Consider the following 18157-nt stretch of genomic DNA (forward strand, 5'->3'; position numbering starts at 1 on the left):
TCTTTCTATTCAAGCGGCCTTGCGGCCAAAAAGCAGCACCAGGCCGGCGCGGTTACCGGTGGCTGGAGTTTGCTGCTGGGATTGGGGGGCCTCGTTGGCCGCGGGGCGCTGGCCTGCCAGCACCTGTTCTGCATGGGAGCGCATCACCAGCGGACGGCCGTTGGGCCGGCGTCCGACGTGCAGGCCCATGCCTTCCAGGTACCGCGCTTTGGCGGCGTTCTGGCGTAGGCCGCTGCACAGTTCGTCCACTTCGGCGTCGGTGAGGTCGGGGCGGGTGTTCATGCGGCCATCTCCGAAAACAGACCGTGGCGGGCAGACAGCGCCCGGCTGCAGGCAGGGTTGAGCCAGACGACTTCGGTGCGCAGCCCGGTGCCCCTGCCGGCAGAGATGCGGGCGGCAGTGCTGTGGCGCTCCCAGCCCGGAAGCAGGTCGTTATAGGTGTCGGAGTCGTAGCCGGACAGCACCACGAAGCCCTGCAGGGTTTGCAGGGCGGCCAGCAGGTCCTCGTGCATCCCATCGTCCATTTCGTGCCGATAGCCGCCTTGGGCTCGGAGCACGCGGGTGGCGTGCATGTATGGTGGGTCAACAAAGTGCAGCGTGTTCGGCGTGTCGTGCTGTTGCAGGACCTCGATCGCGGGCCGGTTTTCGATCAGGATGCCGGTGAACCTTGCGCCAGCGGCCGCAATTGCATCTGGATACGTAGCCCAGTCCATTTGCGCGGTGGTGTAGCGGCGTTTGGTGTCGGTCCGCATGCCAGTGGAGCCCTTGGTGGCGCCGGCGCTGCCGAAGCCCATCTGTGCCCGGATGGCCGTGCGCCGGGCCCGCTCGATCGCGTCGCCGGTGGGCTCCCATGCCAGGTCAAACTCATCGCGAGCGTAGGGCGTGAGCGCGCAGGCCCGCACCAGCGTCGCCCGGGTGAGCGGGTCTCGCAGCACTCGGAAGAAGTTGACGATGTCGCCGTCCAGGTCGTTGTAGACCTCGGCGTGTGTGCGTGGCTTTTGCAGCAAGACGCCGGCCGCGCCGCCAAAGGCCTCGGTGTAGATCTCGTGCGGCGGAAAGAACTGCAGCACCCACGGCGCCAGCCTGAACTTGGCGCCGTGGTACCGCAGGGCTGGGCGGGTGATCGCGCTCACAGCATCGGCTCCTCGAATAGATCGTCGACCGCCGCCAGCCTCGGCTTGACCAGCCATACCCAGATGCCTAGCACGCTCACGGCGGCGAACACGAGCTGCTGCGCGAACAGGGGCCACTGGCCTTGCGTCCACGATGAAGCGATCCAGGCGGCGTTGCTGGCCAGATAGAGCACGAAACCCCAGCCCGCGCGCGGGCCGTTGAGCGCGAGCACCACGGCGCCGGCCATGCCACAGGCTGCGGCCATCAGCTCCAGAAACAGGGTGGTGGTCATGGCGTCGCCACCTCCACGCCGAGCGCCTTGATCGCCACGCCGCCGCGGGCGACGACGCTGCTGGCTGCGTGGCGGTGGGCTTTGCGGCGCTCGCCCCAGCTCACGTGTGCGAGCTGGAAGGCGTGCATACGCAGCAGGCTGGCGATCTGCTGTATCTCGCTGGCGTAGAGCGTGGGCGGTCGCCATTGCCCGCTGGCCATGGCGCGCTGGGCGATGGTGGCGAGCGCTTGGTCGGCCTCGGTCAACAGATCGCGCAGGCCGCGCACCACGCCCAGCTCTTCGATGCTCAGACCGATGCTGCAAATGGTGACCAGGTGCAACCAGTCGGCCTCGGTGGCCAGGCCTTTGCGCATGCGCTCGAAGCCTTCCGTGGGCGGCTTGAGCAGGTTGGCCTGCTCGGCCGAGGTGAGCAGGGTGGCGCGGCTGATGGCCATGCCCATGGTGTTGAGCGCCACAGGGCCGTGCACATGCCTGGGCTCGATGCGTTTGTAGAAGCGGGGGCGGGTCATGATGGCACCTCGTCCCAGGTTCGGCCGTCGAGTTGGCGGCCGGCGGATTTCTTGCCGGAGCGCACGATGCCGCGATAAGGTTCGTCTCTTGAAGCGAGGCCCATATCGGGCACAAATTCACCTCTCAAGCTGATGAAGCCGTCGCACTCGGAAGAAAGACGCCTTACTTCGGCCGAGTCGGCGCTGATGGTCCGTGTAAACGTCGGTTCGAGCTCCGCCCACTTCCCCCACTGCTTGAACAGGAACGGCACGCCGGCCGCGGCGCACTGGTCGCGCAGGCTACGTGCCCAGTCGGGATGCATGGGGCGGGCGTTGGGGCCGCTCTCGCCGCCGACGATCACCCAGTCAAGGTATACGCTGCCCATCGGCCGGAAGTCTTGCATGAATCCGGCGCATGCATGGCTGAGGTCCACCGGACCCAGCAGCGGCTCCATGCTAAGAAATCGCTTCGCCGCCGGCACGGCCAGCAGCTTCGGGATGTCGCGGTCGGCTTCTTCCTGGTTCACGATGGTGGCGCCGATCCAGACGTTGGGCTGCGGATCTTCGGGGTCGTACATCATGGTCTTGACGTTGCCGATGCGCTTCGTGAGCAGCAGCCAGTCGAGGCGTGGAGTGGCGTTGATCAGCGTCCACAGATCGCCGCGCCACTCGGTCGGCACTTCGTTGTCGAACACGTCGGCCAGGCTGGCGCAGAAAACGCGGTAACGAACGCCCTCGCGCTCGGCCTGCGCGTTCCACTTGAGCGGCTGTCTCCAGTTCGCCTCGCTGGTGCGCACGCGCGGGGCGCCTGGGCCCCATTTGCCGACCTTTTGGCCGGCGCGTTTTGACCAGCTTTCGGCGTAGCAGTTGGCGCACCCACCGGGGGAGACTTTGGTGCAACCGGTCCACGGGTTGAAGGTGTGGTCCGCCCACTCGATTTTGGTGTTTTCAGCCATGGTTGGATTTCCTGTAAATCTTGGTGAGATCGCCACTCACGGCGTGCCCGCGGTCGAGCAGCAGGCGGGCAATCAGCGCCTGGTCGTGGTGGCTGTGGGTGGCCTGGCGCACCAGTCCGAGGTAGCTGTTGCCAGACTGGTGCAGCAGCTCGGCCGGGGTGGCGTCGATCCGCTGCAGGGCCTGGTGCAGGGTGCGACGACGGGTGACACGCCGCCATGGCTTGATGACGTGGCCCACCATGTCCACGCCGCGCTCCACGGGCTGCAGGATGGTCTTGCGCGGGTTGACGTGAGCGCCCAGGCGCTCAGGTAGCCAGGCCTCGATGCGCTGGCGGGCGGCGTTGAGCCACTGTGGGCTTTCGTGGATCAGCACGAAGTCGTCCACGTAGCGGGTGTAGTGCCGCGCGCGCACCTGGTGCTTCACGAACTGGTCAAGGTCGTTGAGGTGCACATTGGCAAAGAACTGGCTGCTCAAGTTGCCGATGGGCAGGCCCGTGTCGGTCTTGGCGTTGAACAGGCTTTTGTGCGGCGGAACGCTGGACAGCAGCCGGGCGCTGCCGCGCACGTCCACGTCGGTGCGCGGGTCGTGCATGAGGATGGTTTCAGCCAGGGTGAACCACTCGGGCTCGGGCACGTGGCGCGCGATCTGGCGCAACAACACGTGCTTGTTGATCGCGACGAAGAAGTTGGCCAGGTCCATCTTGAGGTACCACGCTGGCCGCGACCAGTTGTGCGAGACGGAGCGCACACCGGCCTCCACCCGCTGGGCCGCGTAGAGGGTGCCGCGCCCTGGAATGCAGGCGCTGCTACCGGCGTCGAACCTGGCAATGAAGCGCGGCGCGATGTGGTTGTGCAGCAGGTGGTGGACGATGCGGTCGCGGAAGTCGGCGGCCCACACCTCGCGCACCTTGGGCCGCGTGACGACAAAGCAGATGGATCGGCCGGGGCGGTAGTGGCCGCTGCACAGCTCGTCGTGCAGGTCGACCAGGTTGCGCTCCAGGTGGGCCTCGAACCGTTGCGCGCTGGCGGTGTTTCGCTTGTGGCGGCGGCAGTCGAGGTAGGCCTGCACAAGGTCGGCGAAGGCGTAGGGTGCTGAATCTGCGGACGGGAACGGCACGGAACTCACAGTCCTTGTTGTTGATGTTCTGGTTGCCGTTGTTGAAGTTCTGGTACCAGGCGTTGTTGGCCGAGTACTGCGTCGGTTCGCGCGATCCACGTCGCCCCGGAGATGGCCGCTCTGGCCGATCAGCGGGGCAACTGCACCAGACCTGGCCAGCGCGGGCGCTGCGGTGTCCGTGGCGTGCATGTCCGTGGCCTTGTGGGCCAGGGGCGCGACCAGATTCAGATCAAGGCGCACGGGCGTGAGGAGCTTGCTCGTCATGCTGCAGGCGCCGGTTCGGTGGTCTTGGCAAGCCAGCCGGTGGCTTGCTTGCTGACGCTCTCCAGCATCTGGATGGCCTTGCCCCAGTGGGTCGGCGCCACGGCCTTGAGGTCCAGCGCGACGCGCAGCCACATGGTGGCCGCGCGCTGGTGCGCCAGGATGCCCCGCAGGTGGTCCGCCCGCTGCCGGCCCCGCGTGGCGTTGGCCAGCGCCATGAGGTTGAGCATGTCGGAGCAGTTGGCGACGATCTTCTCGCCCACGGCTCGCTTGTAGTCCCGGTTCATCTTGACCAGGATCAACGTGGCGATCCCCAAAAGGTCGCTGCCGGTTTTGTGGATCGGCAGCTGGGTGTGCATGACCATGATGCTGTTTCGCTCAGAGGTTCAAAGGATCAAAGGAACAATCTGCGGACGGGAACGGCACGGAACTCACAGTCCTTGTCGAGGATGCTCTGGCCGCCGTCGTCGAAGTCCTGGCACCAGGCGCCGCTGGCCGAGCACTGCGTGCTGGTCCACAAAATGCCGCTGCCGATCTGACTCTTGAGCGTGGCGAACATCAGCAGCGCCTCGGCGCGCGATGGCAGGTGCAGCCCGTCGCCCAGGGCCTGCACGCACTGGGCGATCTCCAGGCCTGCGGTTCTCATGTCCTGGGTGTTGGTCAGTCCGTCGTAGACGTCGGCCGCGCCATCGATCTGGGTGCCGTAGCCGCCCCACTTCACGCCGGCGAGCGTGTTGATGTGTGCCTTGGGCACGAGCACGTGCCAATAGCGCCCGCCGGGGGTCATTTCCAGCCCGGCATACCAGGCGTCTTGCTCGGGCCAGAAGGTGCCCGGCGCCACGGGCGCGGCCAGAGAGTGAGCGATGGGGTCGCGCGTTGCCTCGGCGGCCGTCTCGTCGGGGGCGACAAACTTCGGGTCGAGCGCGCGGCTGAGTGCGTCCATCACAGCGCGCGAGCGCGGGGTCAATTCAAACTCAAGGGGGATGGTGATAGGGGACATGGTGGTGATCAGAAAAAAGGAACGAAGGATTGAAGGTCAGACGATCTGAATGCTGCGGACGGGAACGGCACGGAACTCACAGTCCTTGCTGGTGATGCCCTGGCCGCCGTTGCTGAAGAACTGGTACCAGGCGTAGGTGGCCGAGCACTGCGTACTGAGCCAGTAGCACTCGTCTTGCTGCATGAGGTGCTTGGCGTTGGCGGCGAGCAGGTGGCCGTCGGCCTGGCTGGGAAGGGCCCAGTCGCTGTGCCCGTCGATGTCGAGCGCCAGAACCTTCTGGGCTACCTCGCAGCCGGCGGCGGCCATGGCTTCGGTGTTGGCGCGGCTGTCGTGGTAGCTGTCGGTGCCGCCGATGCGTTTGCCGCGTTCGCCCCACTTTTGGCCTTCGAGTTCGTGCGCTCCGATCGCGGCGACCACGTAGAAGGCCTTGCCGTCGGGCGTGGCCTTGATGCCGATGTAGGTGCCGCCCTGGCCTTGCCAGGTGGTGAGTGGGGCGGGTGGGATGACGGGGTTGATCGAGGTCATGGGATTCCTTTGGGTTGGGTTGGTGGGGGTGGGTGAATTCATGCCGCGGCGTGGCTTCCCTGGGCCTTGGCGATCAGCTGTTCGGCGAGTTCGTCGGGGACGTTGAAGAACCCCAGCTTGCCGGGCCACGGGTGGAACGGGAGAGGGTGTGAGTCGCGCAGCACAAAGCCGTGGGATTCATCTTGCTTCCAGGGGGACGGGTGGTCTTTTTTGCAGTCGATCACCGTCGTGGACCCGACGATGCCGCCGCACAGCGTGCGCATCTCTTCGAAGCTGGGCAGATCGTCCGGGCACAGGCCAGCCAACACGAGTTCATTTCGCACTCGGCTGTAGTACGGCCTCGTCATGGCCTTGCCTGCGTGGACCAGCATCCGCCCCCGAAACTGGGTTGGCCAGTCGCGGTTTTCGATGTCCTTGTAGCCGTGGACAATGAGCCACGCCCAGGGTTGGCGTATGGAGAGGGCGGCCGTCATGGCTGCGGCTCCTTGTCTGTGTGGTGGAGCGCCCCTGCAGCGCGGTCGAGGCGCTCGATTTCGGCCAGGATCAGGGCGCCGGCTTTGACCAGCTCGCGCCGCCGGTCTTCCGGGGTGGGCTTCCAGTGCTTGTGACTCAAGAGGGTGGGCCAGAGTGACATGTCGTTGACGTCGAGCGCATCGCGCGTGAATGGCGGTGTGGCGTACCAGGCGGCCGCGAGCGCGATGGATTGGTCCGTGTGTTCGTCGTCATGGGCATCGGTCCAGCCTTCAACGCTGATCTGCCGACGCCGCTCGGCCAGCGTGTCAATCGCGGCGCGGGATGGTGCAGCCATCGACTCCAGTGCGCCAGCAACCCGCAGCAGCTCATCGTGCGCCGCCTTGGTGTCGGGCTCGTGTTCCCAATCCGGGGCGTCGCCAATTGAGACGCCGGCCGCATACTCCTGGGCGGTTTCGCGCAGCAGCCTGACGGCCTCTGCGATGGGGTTGCTCGGCGTCGGCCCCGCCGGGGTTGGTGGCACATAGGGCCGCGCCATGTCTTCGCTCGTTTCAAGGGAGTCGGTCATTCCTCGTCTCCCTCGTCGCCGGCTTCGCCATCCCCTTCTCTGTCGGCTGGGGCCTGTGCTTGCTGGCGCTCCAGGTCTTCGGCCACCTTGGCGGCCACGGCCTGGATGTCGACCCCGTAGCCCTGCACGAGCTGCACTTCTTCTTCGACCGAGGTGCTGCCCATGCTGAGCTCGCACTCCAGCGCAGCCATGGCGATGATCCGGCCGAGTTGGTCGGCGTCTTGCCCATTCAGGCGCTCGCGCAGGGCGCCATCGAAGTCGTCGGCATCGCTCAGGTCTTGCCAGCCGAGGTATTCAAACGTGGCGTCGGCCCCGGCGGTGACGATGAACGCCACGCGGCGCAGCTCGTCTTCTGTGCGCTGGCCAGTGCGGATCGCGTCGAACGCGCGGATGATCACAGCGCGGCGCACGTCGCTCTGGCGCATGGCCCGCTCTTCGGGGGTGCGCTGGTCTTCAACGACGGGCGGTCGGGCTCCAACTGGCGCCTTCTCCTTCTCGACCTCCGGCATGAGCTTGTCGGCCAAATCGTCCGGGATCACCTCTTCGGCCTTGCTCGTGTGCGGGTTGATCAGCACGATGGGCTTGGGCGCCTTGCGGCCCTGGGCGCGCAGTGCGTCTGCGTAGGTGACCGCGCGCTCCTCGCCGTCGTTGCCGGTTTCGGTGTACGCGGTGTCGCTGAGGCGGGTGTAGCCCTGGATGTGGTTGCCGTAGGGGCTTGGCACAGCCTTGGCCGCGTCGGCCTCGTCCATCACCGGCAGGCCACGCGCCTGGGCATCGGCGCGGATGCGCTGCACGTGGGCGGTCTTCTTGGATTCCCAGCAGGCGCTGTCCAGGCAGCTGTCGTCGCCCGCATCGGTGGCCTCGGTGAACAGGTCCTGGTCGGCGCGGGTGCGCTTGGGGCAGGCGCTGCAGGGGCCGGTGGCCGGCACCAGCTCGGGGGCTTGCGTGTCGAACGCGGCGGTTTTGAGCAGCGTGTTGAGCTTTCGGAACAGCTCCAGCGCCACGGTGCGGAACGGCGCCGGCACGGGCTTGCCGTCGGCCCCTCGGCCCTCCATGCCCTTGATGATCTTCACGGCCCGGGCCTGCGTGTCGGCCGGGTATTTCGCCACCAGCAACCCGGTGCTGAGCATCAGCGTGCCCTCGTACATCGCCTCGCGGCTGTCGGGCGTCAGGTCCAGCAGCTTCATGCGCTTGCGCACGTAGCTTTCGCCCCGGCCCTTGCCCATGCGCGCGGCGATCTGATCGACCGTGTAGCCCAGCTTGTCGCGCAGCAGGGCGAAGCCTTCGGCTTCTTCCATGGGGTCGAGGTCTTCGCGCTCGATGTTCTCCACCAGCTGCATTTCGAGCACGGCATGGTCATCCATGTGGCGCACCACCATGGGCATGGCGTCCAGCTCGGCCAGCTGTGCCGCGCGCCAGCGGCGCTCGCCGGCGATCACCTCGTAGGCGGGGCGCGGGTCCATGTCGCTGGTCTCGTCCACGCGGCTGGCGGGCAGCGGCCGCACCAGGATCGGGTTACCCAGCCCGTATTCGGTGATGCTGTCGGCCAGGGCGCGCAGGCTGTCGATGTCGAGGCCGCGGCGGCGGCGCGGGTTGGTGGGGCTGTTGATGGCGGCCAGGGGCGGCTCGTTGACCAGGCGGACGGGGGGGTGGTCGGCGTCGTCCGTGGTGTTCATGCGGGTGCTGTGGTGCACAGCGCTGCCATCCGGCGTCGCGCCCGGGGCCGCCACGACGGTGAAGTTGTGACGGTTGAACTGGAAGGCCTTGCCGCCGATCTTCACGAGGTAGCCGCCGAACGGGTCGCGGCCGGAGATCGTGCCGTAGAGGCCGGCGTGCTTGTGGATGGCGTCTCCGTCGTCGTTGGCCAGGTCGTGCCGGATCTGCACGGCGGAGCCGACGGCAGGGTCGTTGGGGGTGAAGCCGTCTTCGGCGGCGTCGATGGGGGTGGAGGTTTCGAGGGTCATGGTGTTCAGGCCGGCAGGCCCGGGTGTTCGCTGAAATGGGTGATGCGGCCATCGGGCCAGTGCAGGCGGTCGCCCATCCGGCTGGGCAGGGCGAAGGCGACGAAGCGTTCGGGGCGGATGCCCGGGTTGCGCTGCAGTTCGCCGCCGAGGTACCGGCCGTAGACGCTGGCGCTGTGGATGCCGCGCGTGCGGGCGCGCTGCTGGCTGAACACGTTTTCAGGCAGGCGGTAGCGCACTGGCTTGCCAGCGCTGCCCACCACGCTGCCGGCTTGCACGAGCAGCGTCAACGACGGGCGCACGATGTCCAGCGACCGGCCCATGCGCTCGGCCACGGCGGCCAGGGTGATGGGCGTGGTGGCGCGGCGCAGGGTGTCGAGGATGCTTTGTTCCGTCTGCCGGTTGGAGTCCAGCGCGGCGCCGGCCTGCATCTCTGGCTTGGCCTTGCTGGAGCGGCCTGCGCTGGCAGCGGTCGGGTCGGCGTCGAGCCTGGTGAGCCTGGAGCGGCCCTTGGGCGTGATGCAGTAGCCGGCCTCGGTTTTGAACACGTGGCTCAGCTGCACCAGGTTGCCGATGGTCTTGTATTGCAGGCCCGGGACGGCCGCTTTCAGGGCCGTCACGCTGGTGGTGCCGTGGATGCTCAGGTGGCGCAGCGTGGCCACGGTGATGGGGGCGATGGCGATGCCCATGGCTCAGACCACCACAGGCATCAAGAACACGTTGAAGCGCGGGCTGACCGTGATGCGATCAGTCAGGGCCTCTTCGTGCGTGCAAATGATCACGTGCGGGCGCGGCACTTCGATGGCCTCGCCGTGCTTGGCGCTCACCAGCGTTGCCGGGTTGGCGAGCAGCTCTTTGATCAGCGTGAACTGGCGCTCGGTGCTCGGCGCCCCTTCGATGATGATGGTCTGAGGGCGCTGGCGCAGCACGCTGGCGAAATCGAACCGCGCGCCCATGAGGTCGATGTCGATCTCGGCGTAGGAGCTAGAGCGCTCGGCCATTTCGCGGGCGAGCGTGCTCTTGCCGCAGGCTTGCGGCCCCACGAGCACCAGGGCGGTGCCGTACTGCAGCGAGGGGATGTTTTCATGGGTGGGTGACATGGGTTCTCCGTTGGTGTGGCCGGGTGGCCGTGGTGGTGGTGCGGGAAAAGTGATGGGGCGGCGGCTCAGTCGTCGCGGTCGCCGGCGGCTGCGCGCTTGACGTCTGTGGCCGTCGTTACGGCCCGAGGCGGGCGCCGGTGCGGGTCTTGGCAGGCGGCGGGCCATGTGGATTTCTGCGCCCTCTCGGCGGCGTGTCTGGCGGCCCGGGCTTCGATGGCCACACACAGCGCGCGGCGCTGGTCGCGCATGACTTCCTCGAAGCTGGTGGGCCAGCCTTGCAGGCCCGGGCGGTCGCGCATCGCGCGCCAGGCGCGTTGCAGATCGTCGGTGGAGGGCGCGGGCGTGCTCACGGCTGGGCTCGGTGGATCTGCCAGGACGCCATGTCCAGGTGCACCGCGTTCGGCCCGCAGGGGCCGGTGCTTGACCGCGCGTCTTTGCAGGCGAGCCCTGCCGGGCCAGCCGTGCGCGCCGCAGGGCTGCGGCACACGAGATCGGTGCCAGCCTGTTCGCCCGCGGTGTGCATGCAGAGCGCGCGGGCGCGCAGCGTGGGCACCTGGTGCACCGTGGCGTGCTGTTGTTGTGGCCCGTGGCGGCGCCATGGTGCAGGCTGTGCGGCGGGGTTGGTGGCGATCTGCTGAGAGTGCATGTGGGCGCCTCAAAGAGTGGGTGTGCTGGTCTGCGCGCGCGGGCTCGGCTCGACCTGGCGCAGCTCGTACACGAGCCATCCCACACCTGCGGCAAACGCCAGGTAGATCACGGCCAGGGTGATCGCAAGGCGCCGCTCAAACCGTTGCTGGAGCCGTTGCTCGTTCGCGTCGTGCTCGGTTGCGCCCTCAGCGGGTTTGGTGGATGGCGCGTGCGGCGGCTTGATCAGCCTGAGCGGCACATGCGCGCCGGTGGGCTTGGCGCTCGTCGGGCGGGTGGCTGGCTGGCTCATGGGTGCGCCCCTTCGGCCACGGTGGTGGCGTTCGTCGGCGCGCGGCGGCACACAAGGTGGCCCTCGGGCGTCCACATCGCCCGTGCGCCGTGCCCGAGCTCAGAGGCACATAGCGCCCGCGCAGCGCGCTGAAGGCGGTTTTCAGCGGCGAGGGCCTGGGCGTCCAGCGCATCCAAGGCCCGCGCCGCCTCGGCGCCGCGGTCGATCTGGTGGATGACGCCGAAGAAGAGCACCACGAAGACCACGGCGGCGAGCCAGTTGAGCAACAGGGTGGTGGCGGTCGTGTGGCGCTTCATGCTGCACCGCCTTGCTGACCGTTCGCGTCAGAACGCTCGGCGCTGCGCTGGCTCTGCCCGACAGCAAACCCCGCGCGCCTCAGCTTCTTGCTGAACTCGTCTTCCGCCACGGGCACCAGCGACAGCTCGCCGAAGTCCGTCACCAGCGTGTCGTCGGCCTCCCGGCCGGTCAGCTCCCTGGCTTCGACGCCAGGGAGGGTCGGTGCGGTGGCGCTGTTCACGCGGCACCACCTTCCTGGGCTGCACCTGACGTCGAAGCGTCGAAGTATTGAAGGATCAATCTGCGGACGGGAACGGCACGGAACTCACAGCCCTTGCTGCCGACGTACTGGACGCCGATGAGGAAGTACTGGGACCAGGCGAGGTCGGCCGAGTACTGCTTGCTGGTCCACGCTACACCCGGGCCGATCTGGTCTTTCAGCGTTGCGAAGAGTTGCAGGGCTTCGATAGGGGCGGGAATGTAGGCGCCACCGTCGAGCGCGGCCCTGGCGAGTGCGCTTCCGGCGGCGGCCATGGCTTCGGTGTTGGCGAGGCCGTCGTGGTTGCTGTCGGCGCCGGGGATGCGCTTGCCGCATTCGCCCCAGGGCATGGCTGGCAGGCCCGCCAGATCGTTGGCCCAGGCGATGCCTGCCACGGTGCCGTCGGGGTAGGCGACGGGGCCGCCGTAGATGCCACGGGCTTCGGGCCAGTACTGGCCGATGGCCGGGGGGGTGGTGCTCGCCGCACCGGGCTTGGGTGATTGCATTTGGCCTCCTGAACCGCCCGGGATGGGCGTCTGGAGGAATATTACAAAACGGTTTTGTACGTGTCAATACAAAACGTGGTTTTCAGGCAAAATACCACCAGTGTCGGGAGGTCCGGCGCTTTCACAGGAGTGACTCAGATGTCCGTAGACGAAAAAAAACCGCCGGTGGGCGGGGTGCTAGATATCAATCGGCTGGCGATGCAGCATCGGGTGCTGAGTCAGTTGCTGGCGGCGTTCGACGCGCTGGGGGGTGCTGGGCATTCCTGCACCGCCCGGCGGGGGTGCATGTTCCCCGCCGCCGCTGCAGCCATTGATGCGTTCCTGGAGCGCGATGCGAAGAGGCTTATTTCGGAGGTCGTGCCACTGCTGGAGTTGATTGAGACGCCAGAGGAGTTCGAGGAGCGGGTCGGGCTGCGCCCGGCGCGTCAGGCGGGCCGCGGAAGCCAGTGTTCGTCGACAAGCACCCTCGTGCGCTGATGGATGGGCTCGCAGCCCACGCAGTTCACGTGCGCCACCAGCTTCTTGCCGGCCAATACCCAGACGACTTCTGTCACGATGAAAGTGGTCAGACCGCCGTCTGGGTATTGGGGCAGGGAGAGCTCTTCTCCGACGCGCGGAGCGGCACCAGTGTCTTCCAACTCACAGGCTGCGATTTGGGCGCCGCCGTGCCCATTGATGAAGAGTTTCATGATCGTCTTGCGCGTCAGTGGTTGTTTGGTGGGGGTTTGGCGGCTTACTGGCCGCACTTGCGCGCTTCGGCGATTTCCTTGCGTCGCTGAGCCCGCTCCTCGTCGCCCAGGGTGATGCTGCTGGCGCTGGTCTCCATGGCCCTGATTTCAAGCGGGGTCGGGCAGCGAACGGCCGCCTTTCTGGCCCGGCCAATCGATTCGGCGTTTTGAATGGACTTGACGATTCCTGCGTCGGTGTAGACGTAGAGGGTCCGCGCCCCGCGTTCGAAGATCAGCTGGTTGTGTGGCGTGCCGTTGTAGTTCGCCAGATTGGCGCGGTCCGGCGGGCCCATGGCCTGCAGCAGCTCGGCCTCGGTCATTCCGATCATGGGCTCGCGGCGCTCGATGGCCCCTCGAATGTCGGCCCGATGGTTCAGCGCCGCGAGTTCGGCCTTGGTCTTTGCGGCGCTGTCGATGGACGCTGCGGTCGCGTGGCCACTGGCCGGGGACACCTTGAGCGTCTCGCCCTTGCCGGTGCACGGCGCGTCCTGGAATATCACGGCGCCGCCGGGGTCGGTGCATTTGTTGACCGCGTGGGCATGGCTGGCGACCAGCAGTGCCGCAGCAACCAGGGCACGGTTCTTGTTGTGGTTGAAAAGCTTCACGGCGGGTTCCTCCTGTTGGTGTTGTTGTAGTCGAAAAGGTAGACCACCACCGCGCCTCGACCCTTGGGGTCAGCCGTGGGTGCCGTTGCGCGGCGCGGGGTGTTCTGTGGGGGACGCGGCCCCTTCGGGCTCGGCCACCGGCGGCGCGGCGGGCGAGACGGTCTGAACCATGGCGCTCACCGCTTGCCAGAAGCTTTCGGGCAATGGATTGGTCCGCTCGGCGCCGATCAGGCGGCGCAGCGTCTGGCGGGCGGGTTCGCCCAGGCCATCGATCATGTCCAGTGGGTCCAGGCCGTGCGAGAGCCAAGCCGGGGAGCACCGCAGTAGGGCTGCGATCCGGTTGATGTCCTCAAGGGCGGGTTTTCGCTTTCCCGATAGCCAGTGTTGAAGACCCCCTTGGGTCATCCCCAGTTTTTCCGACAGCGAGTTCTGCGTTTCCTCGACTTCCTTCATGCGCCGGCGCGCTCGGTCTCTCCAGTTTTCGTGCATGTGGAGAGTGTCCAAGCGGTTTCCATACGATGGAATCGACGGAATGTAATCAACTCGCTTGAAGCCACACATTGAAATACACCATAATGTGGTTATGCGACTTCGAGACTACCTCCATAAGCACAAGATCACCCAGGCGGCCTTCGGGCAGCGCATGCGCCCGCCAGTGAGCCAGGGCAAGGTGAACCACTGGATCAACGGCACACGGCGCGTGAGCCTGTCCGAGGCGCTGGCGATCGTAGAGCTGACCGGCGGAGAGGTATTGCCCGAGCACCTCCTGCCCGAGCGCCTGCAGACCGAGTCTGCCGCGAACGACCCCGCCCAAGTCGAACCCGAGGAGGCCCGCCATGCGTAGCACCACCCGTCGTCGCGTTCTGTTCGGCTTGCTGGCCTTCCCTTTTGCGCCGCTGGCGAAGCCCGTGGCGGCGATCCCGTCTGCGGTCGTTTCAGGGGTTGATGTTGGCGCCGACCGCTTGACCACGCAGCTCTGGATCGACCCCCGCATTCTTCCGGGTGATCTGGGTATGTCGTTCGATGCCTGGCAGGCATCGAAGTCGTTCGTCGTTGCATCGACGCCGCGCGGCTGAGGCCGCCAATGAAATTCTCTTGGGGTGGTGTTTATGCGTAGTACGACCCGTGCCCGCCTGGCCTTGTGCCGAGCGTTCTCTGATCCGTCTGAACGTGTGTTGCTGCGCGCCTGGCGCGAATGGTCGCGCACGCGGGCGTTCTTCGTGGCCCGCCACGACGGCACGCACGAGATGGAGCGAGAGGCCAGGCGGCTCGACGCGCAAGATGCCGCGCGCAACGCGGCGATCCGGGCATGCTTCAAGCGCCCGTCCGCTCCTCCACGTGAGCAATGAGGCCCTGCAGCATGGCTCGTCTCGTGGTGAACGCTTCTTCGTCCGAATCGGACTCGAACAGGTGCGCCGTGGTGGCCTGCTCCAGCGCGCCGCGCAGCTCTTGCAGCAGTTCCTGCGGCTGTGGGTGCGTGATCGCAAGAGCATGCACGGCAATGCTCAGCGCGTCGACGCGGCTCGCCAGGCGGGCAAACGCCATTTCTCCCAGGTTCATGGGTCTGTCCTTTCGGTTGGGTGGGTTGTGTGAGAGCGCTCACTGTACCGGCCTGGGCAGGCCCGCCAGCTTCCGCCGTGTGGCCGCTGCGTGCAGCGGTGGCCGCGTGCTTCGGGGGTATTCCTCCCTCACCACATCCGGGGCATGCGGCCGGCGGGTTTTCTTTTCGGTGTTGTGTGCTCATGGGAAAAATTTTTGCCCAACCGAGCCTCTCAACACCACACAACAAAGTTGAGAGGCACCGAAATGAGACAGCCTGTCACCCCCGTCGATGTGTCGCCAGCCGAGGTGATGCGCAAGACCAGCCTGGGCGCTTCGTTCGATCTGTGCCTGGAGCTGGCGGGCCTGGAGCCCAAGCAGCTGCTGGCCGACCTGAAGCTGGACAAAGCCCAATACAGCCGCTGGCAGAGCGGGCAAGAGGGTGTGATCTGGACGAAGCTGGAGGCGGTGATGGACCGCTGTGGCAACGACGCGCCGCTGCTCTGGATGAACCATCAGCGCGGCTGGGATCTGCACGCGATGCGCCGGGTGGAGAGTGAAACGGAGCGCCGCTTGCGTCTGGCGATGGAAGAAAACGCGGCGCTGCGCCGGGTGTTGATCGCGGGGGTTGGCGCCTGATGCCCCAGTACGAGAACTTCGAAGACGTGCTGGTGCAGATGGAGCAGTTTGGCATCAAGCTGCGGCCAGCCGACCGGCAGAGCTTCCCCAAGCGCCTGGCCAAAAAGGCGGTGTGCGGGCAGGGGGGGAAGTATTGGTACCAGCTTTACGAGTTTTGCCGCGATGGACGAACCTACCTAACCGGCTCGTTTGGCGGGTACAACCCCGCTGTGGGCTGGCAGAAGGTGGAGGTGGCGTGGGCGCCGCTGTCAGAGGCCGAGCGCACGCGCCTGCGTGAGCAACGCGAGGCCGCTCGGGCCCAGGCTGCTGCCGAGCGAGCGGCCGAGATCGCCAACGCCGCGGCCGAGGCGATCACGATCTGGCGCAAGGGTGTGAAAGAGGGTGTGGCCTCGCCGTACCTGGAGCGAAAGCAGGTGCAGCCCGAGGCCTGCCGCTGGCTGCGTGAGCAGCTGGTGCTGCGCTGGCCGGGTGATCGCCCTGGCGAGGCCGACACGGTGGTGCGCCTTGTTGGGGGCACGCTGCTGGTGCCTCTGGTGCGGCTGGACTACCCGAAGGATCAGGCGCTTCGCGGGCTGCAGTTCATCACACCCGACGGCTCGAAGATCTACCAGCGCGGCTTCGAGAAGCCGGGCAGCTGCGTGCGGCTGGGCGAGGTGGATGGCGCGGCCCTGAACCTGCTGCTGGTGTGCGAGGGCTATGCCACGGGCCTCACGATCCGCATGGCCACGGGCCACCGCCTGCCGGTGTTCGTGGCGTTTGACGCGGGCAACCTGGCACACGTGGTGCCGCTGCTGCGTTCGCTGTACCCCTCGACCCACCGCATCCTGATCTGCGCCGACGACGACTGGCGCACGAAGGACCGCCGCACCGGCCGGCTCACGAACCCGGGCCGCACGGCGGCGAAGAAGGTGGCGCGCGATGTGCCGGGCTGTGATTTCGTGTACCCGGTGTTCGGCCCTGAGCGGGGCGAGAAGGACACGGACTTCAACGACCTGCATGTGCTGGCCGGCCTGGAGGTGGTGCAGCGCCAGCTGGACGGGGTGATCAATGTGATGGGGCGCGTGTATGGCTGAGCCGACGCTGCCCCCACCACCCGATCCCACCACGCCGGCCAACGCCAACGGCGAACCAGCGCCGCGGGCGCCCGAGTCCGCAAGTGCGGACTCGCCTTCGCCGTCGTCAGCCCACGGCGCGCCAGCGCCGCTGGATAACGTTGTCTCGCTGGCGGAAGCGCAGGCGCTGCGGCGCGCTGTCACGGGTGAGGGGGAGTCTTCTCAGTCGGGTGCGTCCGCATCTGCCACCCCCCCCACCCCCCAAAAAAGCGTAACTGCGCAACCATCGGGGGATGGGGGAGAACCCAGCGCCGGTAGCGAATCTGCCGACGGCAAGGCCGCTGGCAAGCCCAAGAAGCCCGAGAAAACGGTGGACTGGGGAAAGTTCAACGTCCTGGCCGAAAACTTCGCCCTCATCTATGGCACCGACACGGTGTGGGACGGCACGCAGCGGATGATCATGAAGATCGCCAACATGGGCCACGCCCATGGGTCTGAGATGGTGCGGCTGTGGAAGGGTAGCGAGCGCCGGCGCACGGTGCTGCCGGCCGACGTGGTGTTTGACCCCACCGAGACCTGCTCTGAGACCTGCGTGAATCTGTACCACGGCCTGGCCATGGAGCCGGTGAAGGGCGATGTGTCGCCAATGCTGGACCTGGTGCGCTTTCTCGTGAGCCGGGCGAGCGACAACGCCGACGACGTGGACGCCATCATGCATTGGCTGCTGTGCTGGCTGGCGTATCCGCTGCAGCACCCCGGCGCCAAGATGCGCACCTCGGTCATCATGCATGGCGACGAGGGCGCGGGTAAGAACTTCCTGTTCGATACGGTGGTGTCGATCTACGGCAAGTACGGCGCACTGGTCGGCCAGGACGAGCTGGAAGACAAGTTCAACGACTGGCGGTCGTGCAAGCTGTTCGTGGTGGGGGATGAGGTTTCCAGCCGCGCCGAGCTGGTGCACAACAAGAACAGGCTCAAGGCGCTGATCACCTCGCCCACGGTGCAGATCAACCCCAAGAACCTGCCTCGGCGCGAGGAAGCGAACCACATCAACATCGTCTTCCTGTCCAACGAGCTGCAGCCGCTGGCCCTGGACAACAGCGACCGGCGGTACCTGGTCATCTACACGCCGCGCGCCCGAGACTTCGAGTTCTATCGGTCCCTGGGTGAGTGGCGAAAGAACGGGGGCACAGAGGCGTTTTACGAGTACCTGCTGTCGTACCCGCTTGACGACTTCGACCCCTACAGCCCGGCGCCATTCACCGAGGCCAAGACCAACCTGATCAGCCTCAACCGCAAGAGCCCGGAGCAGTTTTGGTGGGAGTGGGCCAATGGGGAACTGGATCTGCCCTATACCACCTGCAGCATGAGCCAGGCCTATCGGGCCTACACCAAGTGGTGCGCGCGCACGGGGGACCGGTACCCGTTCAAGCGCGAGCAATTCACGCCCACGGTGTGCCGGTTCAGCGAGAGCCAGGGTAAGCCTGCACGGGTCAAGCCAATGAAGCTGGACAGCCTGGGGGCCAAGAAGGTGGAGCGCATGTTCCTGACCCTCGATCCTGACGACGCCATTGCAAAACTGATCGAAGACACGGTGGACCACGACAAGCCCATGACCCAGGGCCGCTGGGCCACTGAGTGCGTCGAAGAGTTCGAACCGCACCTGCGCAGCTATCTCGGCTGGTCGAAGGACGGAAAACCCCCGTCCCCGGGTGGACATGTGACCGGCGAAGGAGAGGGCGAATGACCCCGACCGGTTACGCG

30 protein-coding genes and 1 pseudogene are annotated in these 18157 nt (G+C 66.6%); 6 read left to right on the forward strand and 25 right to left on the reverse strand.

Annotated features, from left to right (window positions below; translation table 11 throughout):
- Positions 1-9 precede the first annotated feature (9 nt).
- The 20 genes from AC07YZ_RS01180 to AC07YZ_RS01275 all read right to left on the reverse strand — a co-directional run bounded on the left by AC07YZ_RS01180 (position 10) and on the right by AC07YZ_RS01275 (position 11830).
- Positions 10-282, reverse strand: coding sequence for a DUF4224 domain-containing protein (locus tag AC07YZ_RS01180; RefSeq protein WP_494793403.1), 273 nt, complete (start codon positions 280-282; stop codon positions 10-12).
- The gene (locus tag AC07YZ_RS01185; RefSeq protein WP_494793404.1) at positions 279-1133 is read right to left on the reverse strand and encodes a DNA adenine methylase; all 855 of its coding nucleotides are present in this window, start codon (positions 1131-1133) and stop codon (positions 279-281) included. Before AC07YZ_RS01185 ends, AC07YZ_RS01180 begins: the two co-directional genes overlap by 4 nt.
- Positions 1130-1405 (reverse strand): hypothetical protein, encoded by a 276-nt coding sequence (locus AC07YZ_RS01190; protein WP_494793405.1) that lies wholly within the window; start codon positions 1403-1405, stop codon positions 1130-1132. Before AC07YZ_RS01190 ends, AC07YZ_RS01185 begins: the two co-directional genes overlap by 4 nt.
- A complete protein-coding gene (locus AC07YZ_RS01195) occupies positions 1402-1914 on the reverse strand; it encodes a hypothetical protein (protein ID WP_494793406.1) in 513 nt (170 codons plus the stop codon). The genes AC07YZ_RS01190 and AC07YZ_RS01195 overlap by 4 nt, the downstream gene beginning before the upstream one ends.
- Positions 1911-2849: a phage Gp37/Gp68 family protein gene (locus AC07YZ_RS01200; RefSeq protein ID WP_494793407.1), complete on the reverse strand. Its 939-nt coding sequence runs from the start codon at positions 2847-2849 to the stop codon at positions 1911-1913. Before AC07YZ_RS01200 ends, AC07YZ_RS01195 begins: the two co-directional genes overlap by 4 nt.
- Positions 2842-3966: an RNA-directed DNA polymerase gene (locus tag AC07YZ_RS01205; protein WP_494793408.1), complete on the reverse strand. Its 1125-nt coding sequence runs from the start codon at positions 3964-3966 to the stop codon at positions 2842-2844. Before AC07YZ_RS01205 ends, AC07YZ_RS01200 begins: the two co-directional genes overlap by 8 nt.
- A 260-nt stretch (positions 3967-4226) precedes the next feature.
- Complete coding sequence (locus AC07YZ_RS01210) at positions 4227-4592, reverse strand: four helix bundle protein (RefSeq protein ID WP_494793409.1); 366 nt, start codon at positions 4590-4592, stop codon at positions 4227-4229.
- Between the two features lie 29 nt (positions 4593-4621).
- Positions 4622-5227, reverse strand: a complete 606-nt coding sequence (locus AC07YZ_RS01215) for a hypothetical protein (RefSeq protein WP_494793410.1) — start codon at positions 5225-5227, stop codon at positions 4622-4624.
- 36 nt (positions 5228-5263) lie between these two features.
- Entirely contained in the window at positions 5264-5752 is a 489-nt protein-coding gene (locus AC07YZ_RS01220; RefSeq protein ID WP_494793411.1) for an Lcl C-terminal domain-containing protein, read from the reverse strand.
- 38 nt (positions 5753-5790) lie between these two features.
- Complete coding sequence (locus AC07YZ_RS01225) at positions 5791-6225, reverse strand: ASCH domain-containing protein (RefSeq protein ID WP_494793412.1); 435 nt, start codon at positions 6223-6225, stop codon at positions 5791-5793.
- Positions 6222-6791, reverse strand: a complete 570-nt coding sequence (locus tag AC07YZ_RS01230; protein WP_494793413.1) for a hypothetical protein — start codon at positions 6789-6791, stop codon at positions 6222-6224. Before AC07YZ_RS01230 ends, AC07YZ_RS01225 begins: the two co-directional genes overlap by 4 nt.
- Positions 6788-8755: a ParB/RepB/Spo0J family partition protein gene (locus AC07YZ_RS01235; protein ID WP_494793414.1), complete on the reverse strand. Its 1968-nt coding sequence runs from the start codon at positions 8753-8755 to the stop codon at positions 6788-6790. The genes AC07YZ_RS01230 and AC07YZ_RS01235 overlap by 4 nt, the downstream gene beginning before the upstream one ends.
- A gap of 5 nt (positions 8756-8760) precedes the next feature.
- Positions 8761-9441 (reverse strand): hypothetical protein, encoded by a 681-nt coding sequence (locus tag AC07YZ_RS01240; protein WP_494793415.1) that lies wholly within the window; start codon positions 9439-9441, stop codon positions 8761-8763.
- Positions 9442-9444: 3 nt separating this feature from the next.
- On the reverse strand, positions 9445-9852 hold the full coding sequence (locus tag AC07YZ_RS01245) for a hypothetical protein (protein WP_494793416.1): 408 nt from the start codon (positions 9850-9852) through the stop codon (positions 9445-9447).
- Positions 9853-9917: 65 nt separating this feature from the next.
- On the reverse strand, positions 9918-10202 hold the full coding sequence (locus tag AC07YZ_RS01250) for a hypothetical protein (protein ID WP_494793417.1): 285 nt from the start codon (positions 10200-10202) through the stop codon (positions 9918-9920).
- The gene (locus tag AC07YZ_RS01255; RefSeq protein WP_494793418.1) at positions 10199-10498 is read right to left on the reverse strand and encodes a hypothetical protein; all 300 of its coding nucleotides are present in this window, start codon (positions 10496-10498) and stop codon (positions 10199-10201) included. Before AC07YZ_RS01255 ends, AC07YZ_RS01250 begins: the two co-directional genes overlap by 4 nt.
- Before the next feature lie 9 nt (positions 10499-10507).
- Positions 10508-10789 (reverse strand): hypothetical protein, encoded by a 282-nt coding sequence (locus AC07YZ_RS01260; RefSeq protein ID WP_494793419.1) that lies wholly within the window; start codon positions 10787-10789, stop codon positions 10508-10510.
- A complete protein-coding gene (locus AC07YZ_RS01265; protein WP_494793420.1) occupies positions 10786-11085 on the reverse strand; it encodes a hypothetical protein in 300 nt (99 codons plus the stop codon). Before AC07YZ_RS01265 ends, AC07YZ_RS01260 begins: the two co-directional genes overlap by 4 nt.
- Positions 11082-11306, reverse strand: coding sequence for a hypothetical protein (locus tag AC07YZ_RS01270; RefSeq protein WP_494793421.1), 225 nt, complete (start codon positions 11304-11306; stop codon positions 11082-11084). The genes AC07YZ_RS01265 and AC07YZ_RS01270 overlap by 4 nt, the downstream gene beginning before the upstream one ends.
- Positions 11303-11830, reverse strand: coding sequence for a hypothetical protein (locus AC07YZ_RS01275; protein WP_494793422.1), 528 nt, complete (start codon positions 11828-11830; stop codon positions 11303-11305). The genes AC07YZ_RS01270 and AC07YZ_RS01275 overlap by 4 nt, the downstream gene beginning before the upstream one ends.
- A 138-nt stretch (positions 11831-11968) precedes the next feature.
- Between AC07YZ_RS01275 and AC07YZ_RS01280 the strand changes: the two genes are divergently transcribed.
- Complete coding sequence (locus AC07YZ_RS01280; protein ID WP_494793423.1) at positions 11969-12307, forward strand: hypothetical protein; 339 nt, start codon at positions 11969-11971, stop codon at positions 12305-12307.
- On the opposite strand, the gene AC07YZ_RS01285 is transcribed toward AC07YZ_RS01280, so the two are convergent.
- The 4 genes and pseudogenes from AC07YZ_RS01285 to AC07YZ_RS01300 form a co-directional block, all read right to left on the reverse strand.
- Complete coding sequence (locus AC07YZ_RS01285; RefSeq protein ID WP_494793424.1) at positions 12256-12519, reverse strand: hypothetical protein; 264 nt, start codon at positions 12517-12519, stop codon at positions 12256-12258. The two genes, AC07YZ_RS01280 and AC07YZ_RS01285, sit on opposite strands and share 52 nt — an antisense overlap.
- A gap of 44 nt (positions 12520-12563) precedes the next feature.
- A complete protein-coding gene (locus AC07YZ_RS01290) occupies positions 12564-13163 on the reverse strand; it encodes a hypothetical protein (RefSeq protein ID WP_494793425.1) in 600 nt (199 codons plus the stop codon).
- A gap of 69 nt (positions 13164-13232) precedes the next feature.
- The gene (locus tag AC07YZ_RS01295; RefSeq protein ID WP_494794041.1) at positions 13233-13439 is read right to left on the reverse strand and encodes a hypothetical protein; all 207 of its coding nucleotides are present in this window, start codon (positions 13437-13439) and stop codon (positions 13233-13235) included.
- Positions 13440-13475: 36 nt separating this feature from the next.
- Positions 13476-13724 (reverse strand): annotated as a pseudogene (locus AC07YZ_RS01300) (helix-turn-helix domain-containing protein); the annotation flags it as partial.
- 22 nt (positions 13725-13746) lie between these two features.
- Between AC07YZ_RS01300 and AC07YZ_RS01305 the strand changes: the two are divergent.
- Positions 13747-14007 (forward strand): hypothetical protein, encoded by a 261-nt coding sequence (locus AC07YZ_RS01305; protein WP_494793426.1) that lies wholly within the window; start codon positions 13747-13749, stop codon positions 14005-14007.
- Complete coding sequence (locus tag AC07YZ_RS01310; protein WP_494793427.1) at positions 14000-14239, forward strand: hypothetical protein; 240 nt, start codon at positions 14000-14002, stop codon at positions 14237-14239. The genes AC07YZ_RS01305 and AC07YZ_RS01310 overlap by 8 nt, the downstream gene beginning before the upstream one ends.
- Positions 14240-14477: 238 nt before the next feature.
- On the opposite strand, the gene AC07YZ_RS01315 is transcribed toward AC07YZ_RS01310, so the two are convergent.
- Positions 14478-14723 (reverse strand): hypothetical protein, encoded by a 246-nt coding sequence (locus AC07YZ_RS01315; protein WP_494793428.1) that lies wholly within the window; start codon positions 14721-14723, stop codon positions 14478-14480.
- A gap of 246 nt (positions 14724-14969) precedes the next feature.
- Between AC07YZ_RS01315 and AC07YZ_RS01320 the strand changes: the two genes are divergently transcribed.
- From AC07YZ_RS01320 to AC07YZ_RS01330, 3 genes are all read left to right on the forward strand, one after another.
- Positions 14970-15341 (forward strand): hypothetical protein, encoded by a 372-nt coding sequence (locus tag AC07YZ_RS01320; protein ID WP_494793429.1) that lies wholly within the window; start codon positions 14970-14972, stop codon positions 15339-15341.
- On the forward strand, positions 15341-16414 hold the full coding sequence (locus AC07YZ_RS01325; RefSeq protein WP_494793430.1) for a toprim domain-containing protein: 1074 nt from the start codon (positions 15341-15343) through the stop codon (positions 16412-16414). The genes AC07YZ_RS01320 and AC07YZ_RS01325 overlap by 1 nt, the downstream gene beginning before the upstream one ends.
- Positions 16415-16763: 349 nt before the next feature.
- The gene (locus AC07YZ_RS01330; protein ID WP_494793431.1) at positions 16764-18140 is read left to right on the forward strand and encodes a primase-helicase family protein; all 1377 of its coding nucleotides are present in this window, start codon (positions 16764-16766) and stop codon (positions 18138-18140) included.
- Positions 18141-18157 lie beyond the last annotated feature (17 nt).

This window comes from Hydrogenophaga sp. GW101-3F08, assembly GCF_059424585.1.

Bases quoted from the DNA above. Each gene is read 5' to 3' on its own strand.
- AC07YZ_RS01180 (WP_494793403.1), bottom strand. From the start codon at position 282: ATGAACACCCGCCCCGACCTCACCGACGCCGAAGTGGACGAACTGTGC.
- AC07YZ_RS01190 (WP_494793405.1), bottom strand. From the start codon at position 1,405: ATGACCACCACCCTGTTTCTGGAGCTGATGGCCGCAGCCTGTGGCATG.
- AC07YZ_RS01195 (WP_494793406.1), bottom strand. From the start codon at position 1,914: ATGACCCGCCCCCGCTTCTACAAACGCATCGAGCCCAGGCATGTGCAC.
- AC07YZ_RS01200 (WP_494793407.1), bottom strand. From the start codon at position 2,849: ATGGCTGAAAACACCAAAATCGAGTGGGCGGACCACACCTTCAACCCG.
- AC07YZ_RS01210 (WP_494793409.1), bottom strand. From the start codon at position 4,592: ATGGTCATGCACACCCAGCTGCCGATCCACAAAACCGGCAGCGACCTT.
- AC07YZ_RS01215 (WP_494793410.1), bottom strand. From the start codon at position 5,227: ATGTCCCCTATCACCATCCCCCTTGAGTTTGAATTGACCCCGCGCTCG.
- AC07YZ_RS01220 (WP_494793411.1), bottom strand. From the start codon at position 5,752: ATGACCTCGATCAACCCCGTCATCCCACCCGCCCCACTCACCACCTGG.
- AC07YZ_RS01225 (WP_494793412.1), bottom strand. From the start codon at position 6,225: ATGACGGCCGCCCTCTCCATACGCCAACCCTGGGCGTGGCTCATTGTC.
- AC07YZ_RS01230 (WP_494793413.1), bottom strand. From the start codon at position 6,791: ATGACCGACTCCCTTGAAACGAGCGAAGACATGGCGCGGCCCTATGTG.
- AC07YZ_RS01235 (WP_494793414.1), bottom strand. From the start codon at position 8,755: ATGACCCTCGAAACCTCCACCCCCATCGACGCCGCCGAAGACGGCTTC.
- AC07YZ_RS01240 (WP_494793415.1), bottom strand. From the start codon at position 9,441: ATGGGCATCGCCATCGCCCCCATCACCGTGGCCACGCTGCGCCACCTG.
- AC07YZ_RS01245 (WP_494793416.1), bottom strand. From the start codon at position 9,852: ATGTCACCCACCCATGAAAACATCCCCTCGCTGCAGTACGGCACCGCC.
- AC07YZ_RS01255 (WP_494793418.1), bottom strand. From the start codon at position 10,498: ATGCACTCTCAGCAGATCGCCACCAACCCCGCCGCACAGCCTGCACCA.
- AC07YZ_RS01260 (WP_494793419.1), bottom strand. From the start codon at position 10,789: ATGAGCCAGCCAGCCACCCGCCCGACGAGCGCCAAGCCCACCGGCGCG.
- AC07YZ_RS01265 (WP_494793420.1), bottom strand. From the start codon at position 11,085: ATGAAGCGCCACACGACCGCCACCACCCTGTTGCTCAACTGGCTCGCC.
- AC07YZ_RS01275 (WP_494793422.1), bottom strand. From the start codon at position 11,830: ATGCAATCACCCAAGCCCGGTGCGGCGAGCACCACCCCCCCGGCCATC.
- AC07YZ_RS01280 (WP_494793423.1), top strand. From the start codon at position 11,969: ATGTCCGTAGACGAAAAAAAACCGCCGGTGGGCGGGGTGCTAGATATC.
- AC07YZ_RS01285 (WP_494793424.1), bottom strand. From the start codon at position 12,519: ATGAAACTCTTCATCAATGGGCACGGCGGCGCCCAAATCGCAGCCTGT.
- AC07YZ_RS01295 (WP_494794041.1), bottom strand. From the start codon at position 13,439: ATGATCGATGGCCTGGGCGAACCCGCCCGCCAGACGCTGCGCCGCCTG.
- AC07YZ_RS01305 (WP_494793426.1), top strand. From the start codon at position 13,747: ATGCGACTTCGAGACTACCTCCATAAGCACAAGATCACCCAGGCGGCC.
- AC07YZ_RS01310 (WP_494793427.1), top strand. From the start codon at position 14,000: ATGCGTAGCACCACCCGTCGTCGCGTTCTGTTCGGCTTGCTGGCCTTC.
- AC07YZ_RS01315 (WP_494793428.1), bottom strand. From the start codon at position 14,723: ATGAACCTGGGAGAAATGGCGTTTGCCCGCCTGGCGAGCCGCGTCGAC.
- AC07YZ_RS01320 (WP_494793429.1), top strand. From the start codon at position 14,970: ATGAGACAGCCTGTCACCCCCGTCGATGTGTCGCCAGCCGAGGTGATG.
- AC07YZ_RS01325 (WP_494793430.1), top strand. From the start codon at position 15,341: ATGCCCCAGTACGAGAACTTCGAAGACGTGCTGGTGCAGATGGAGCAG.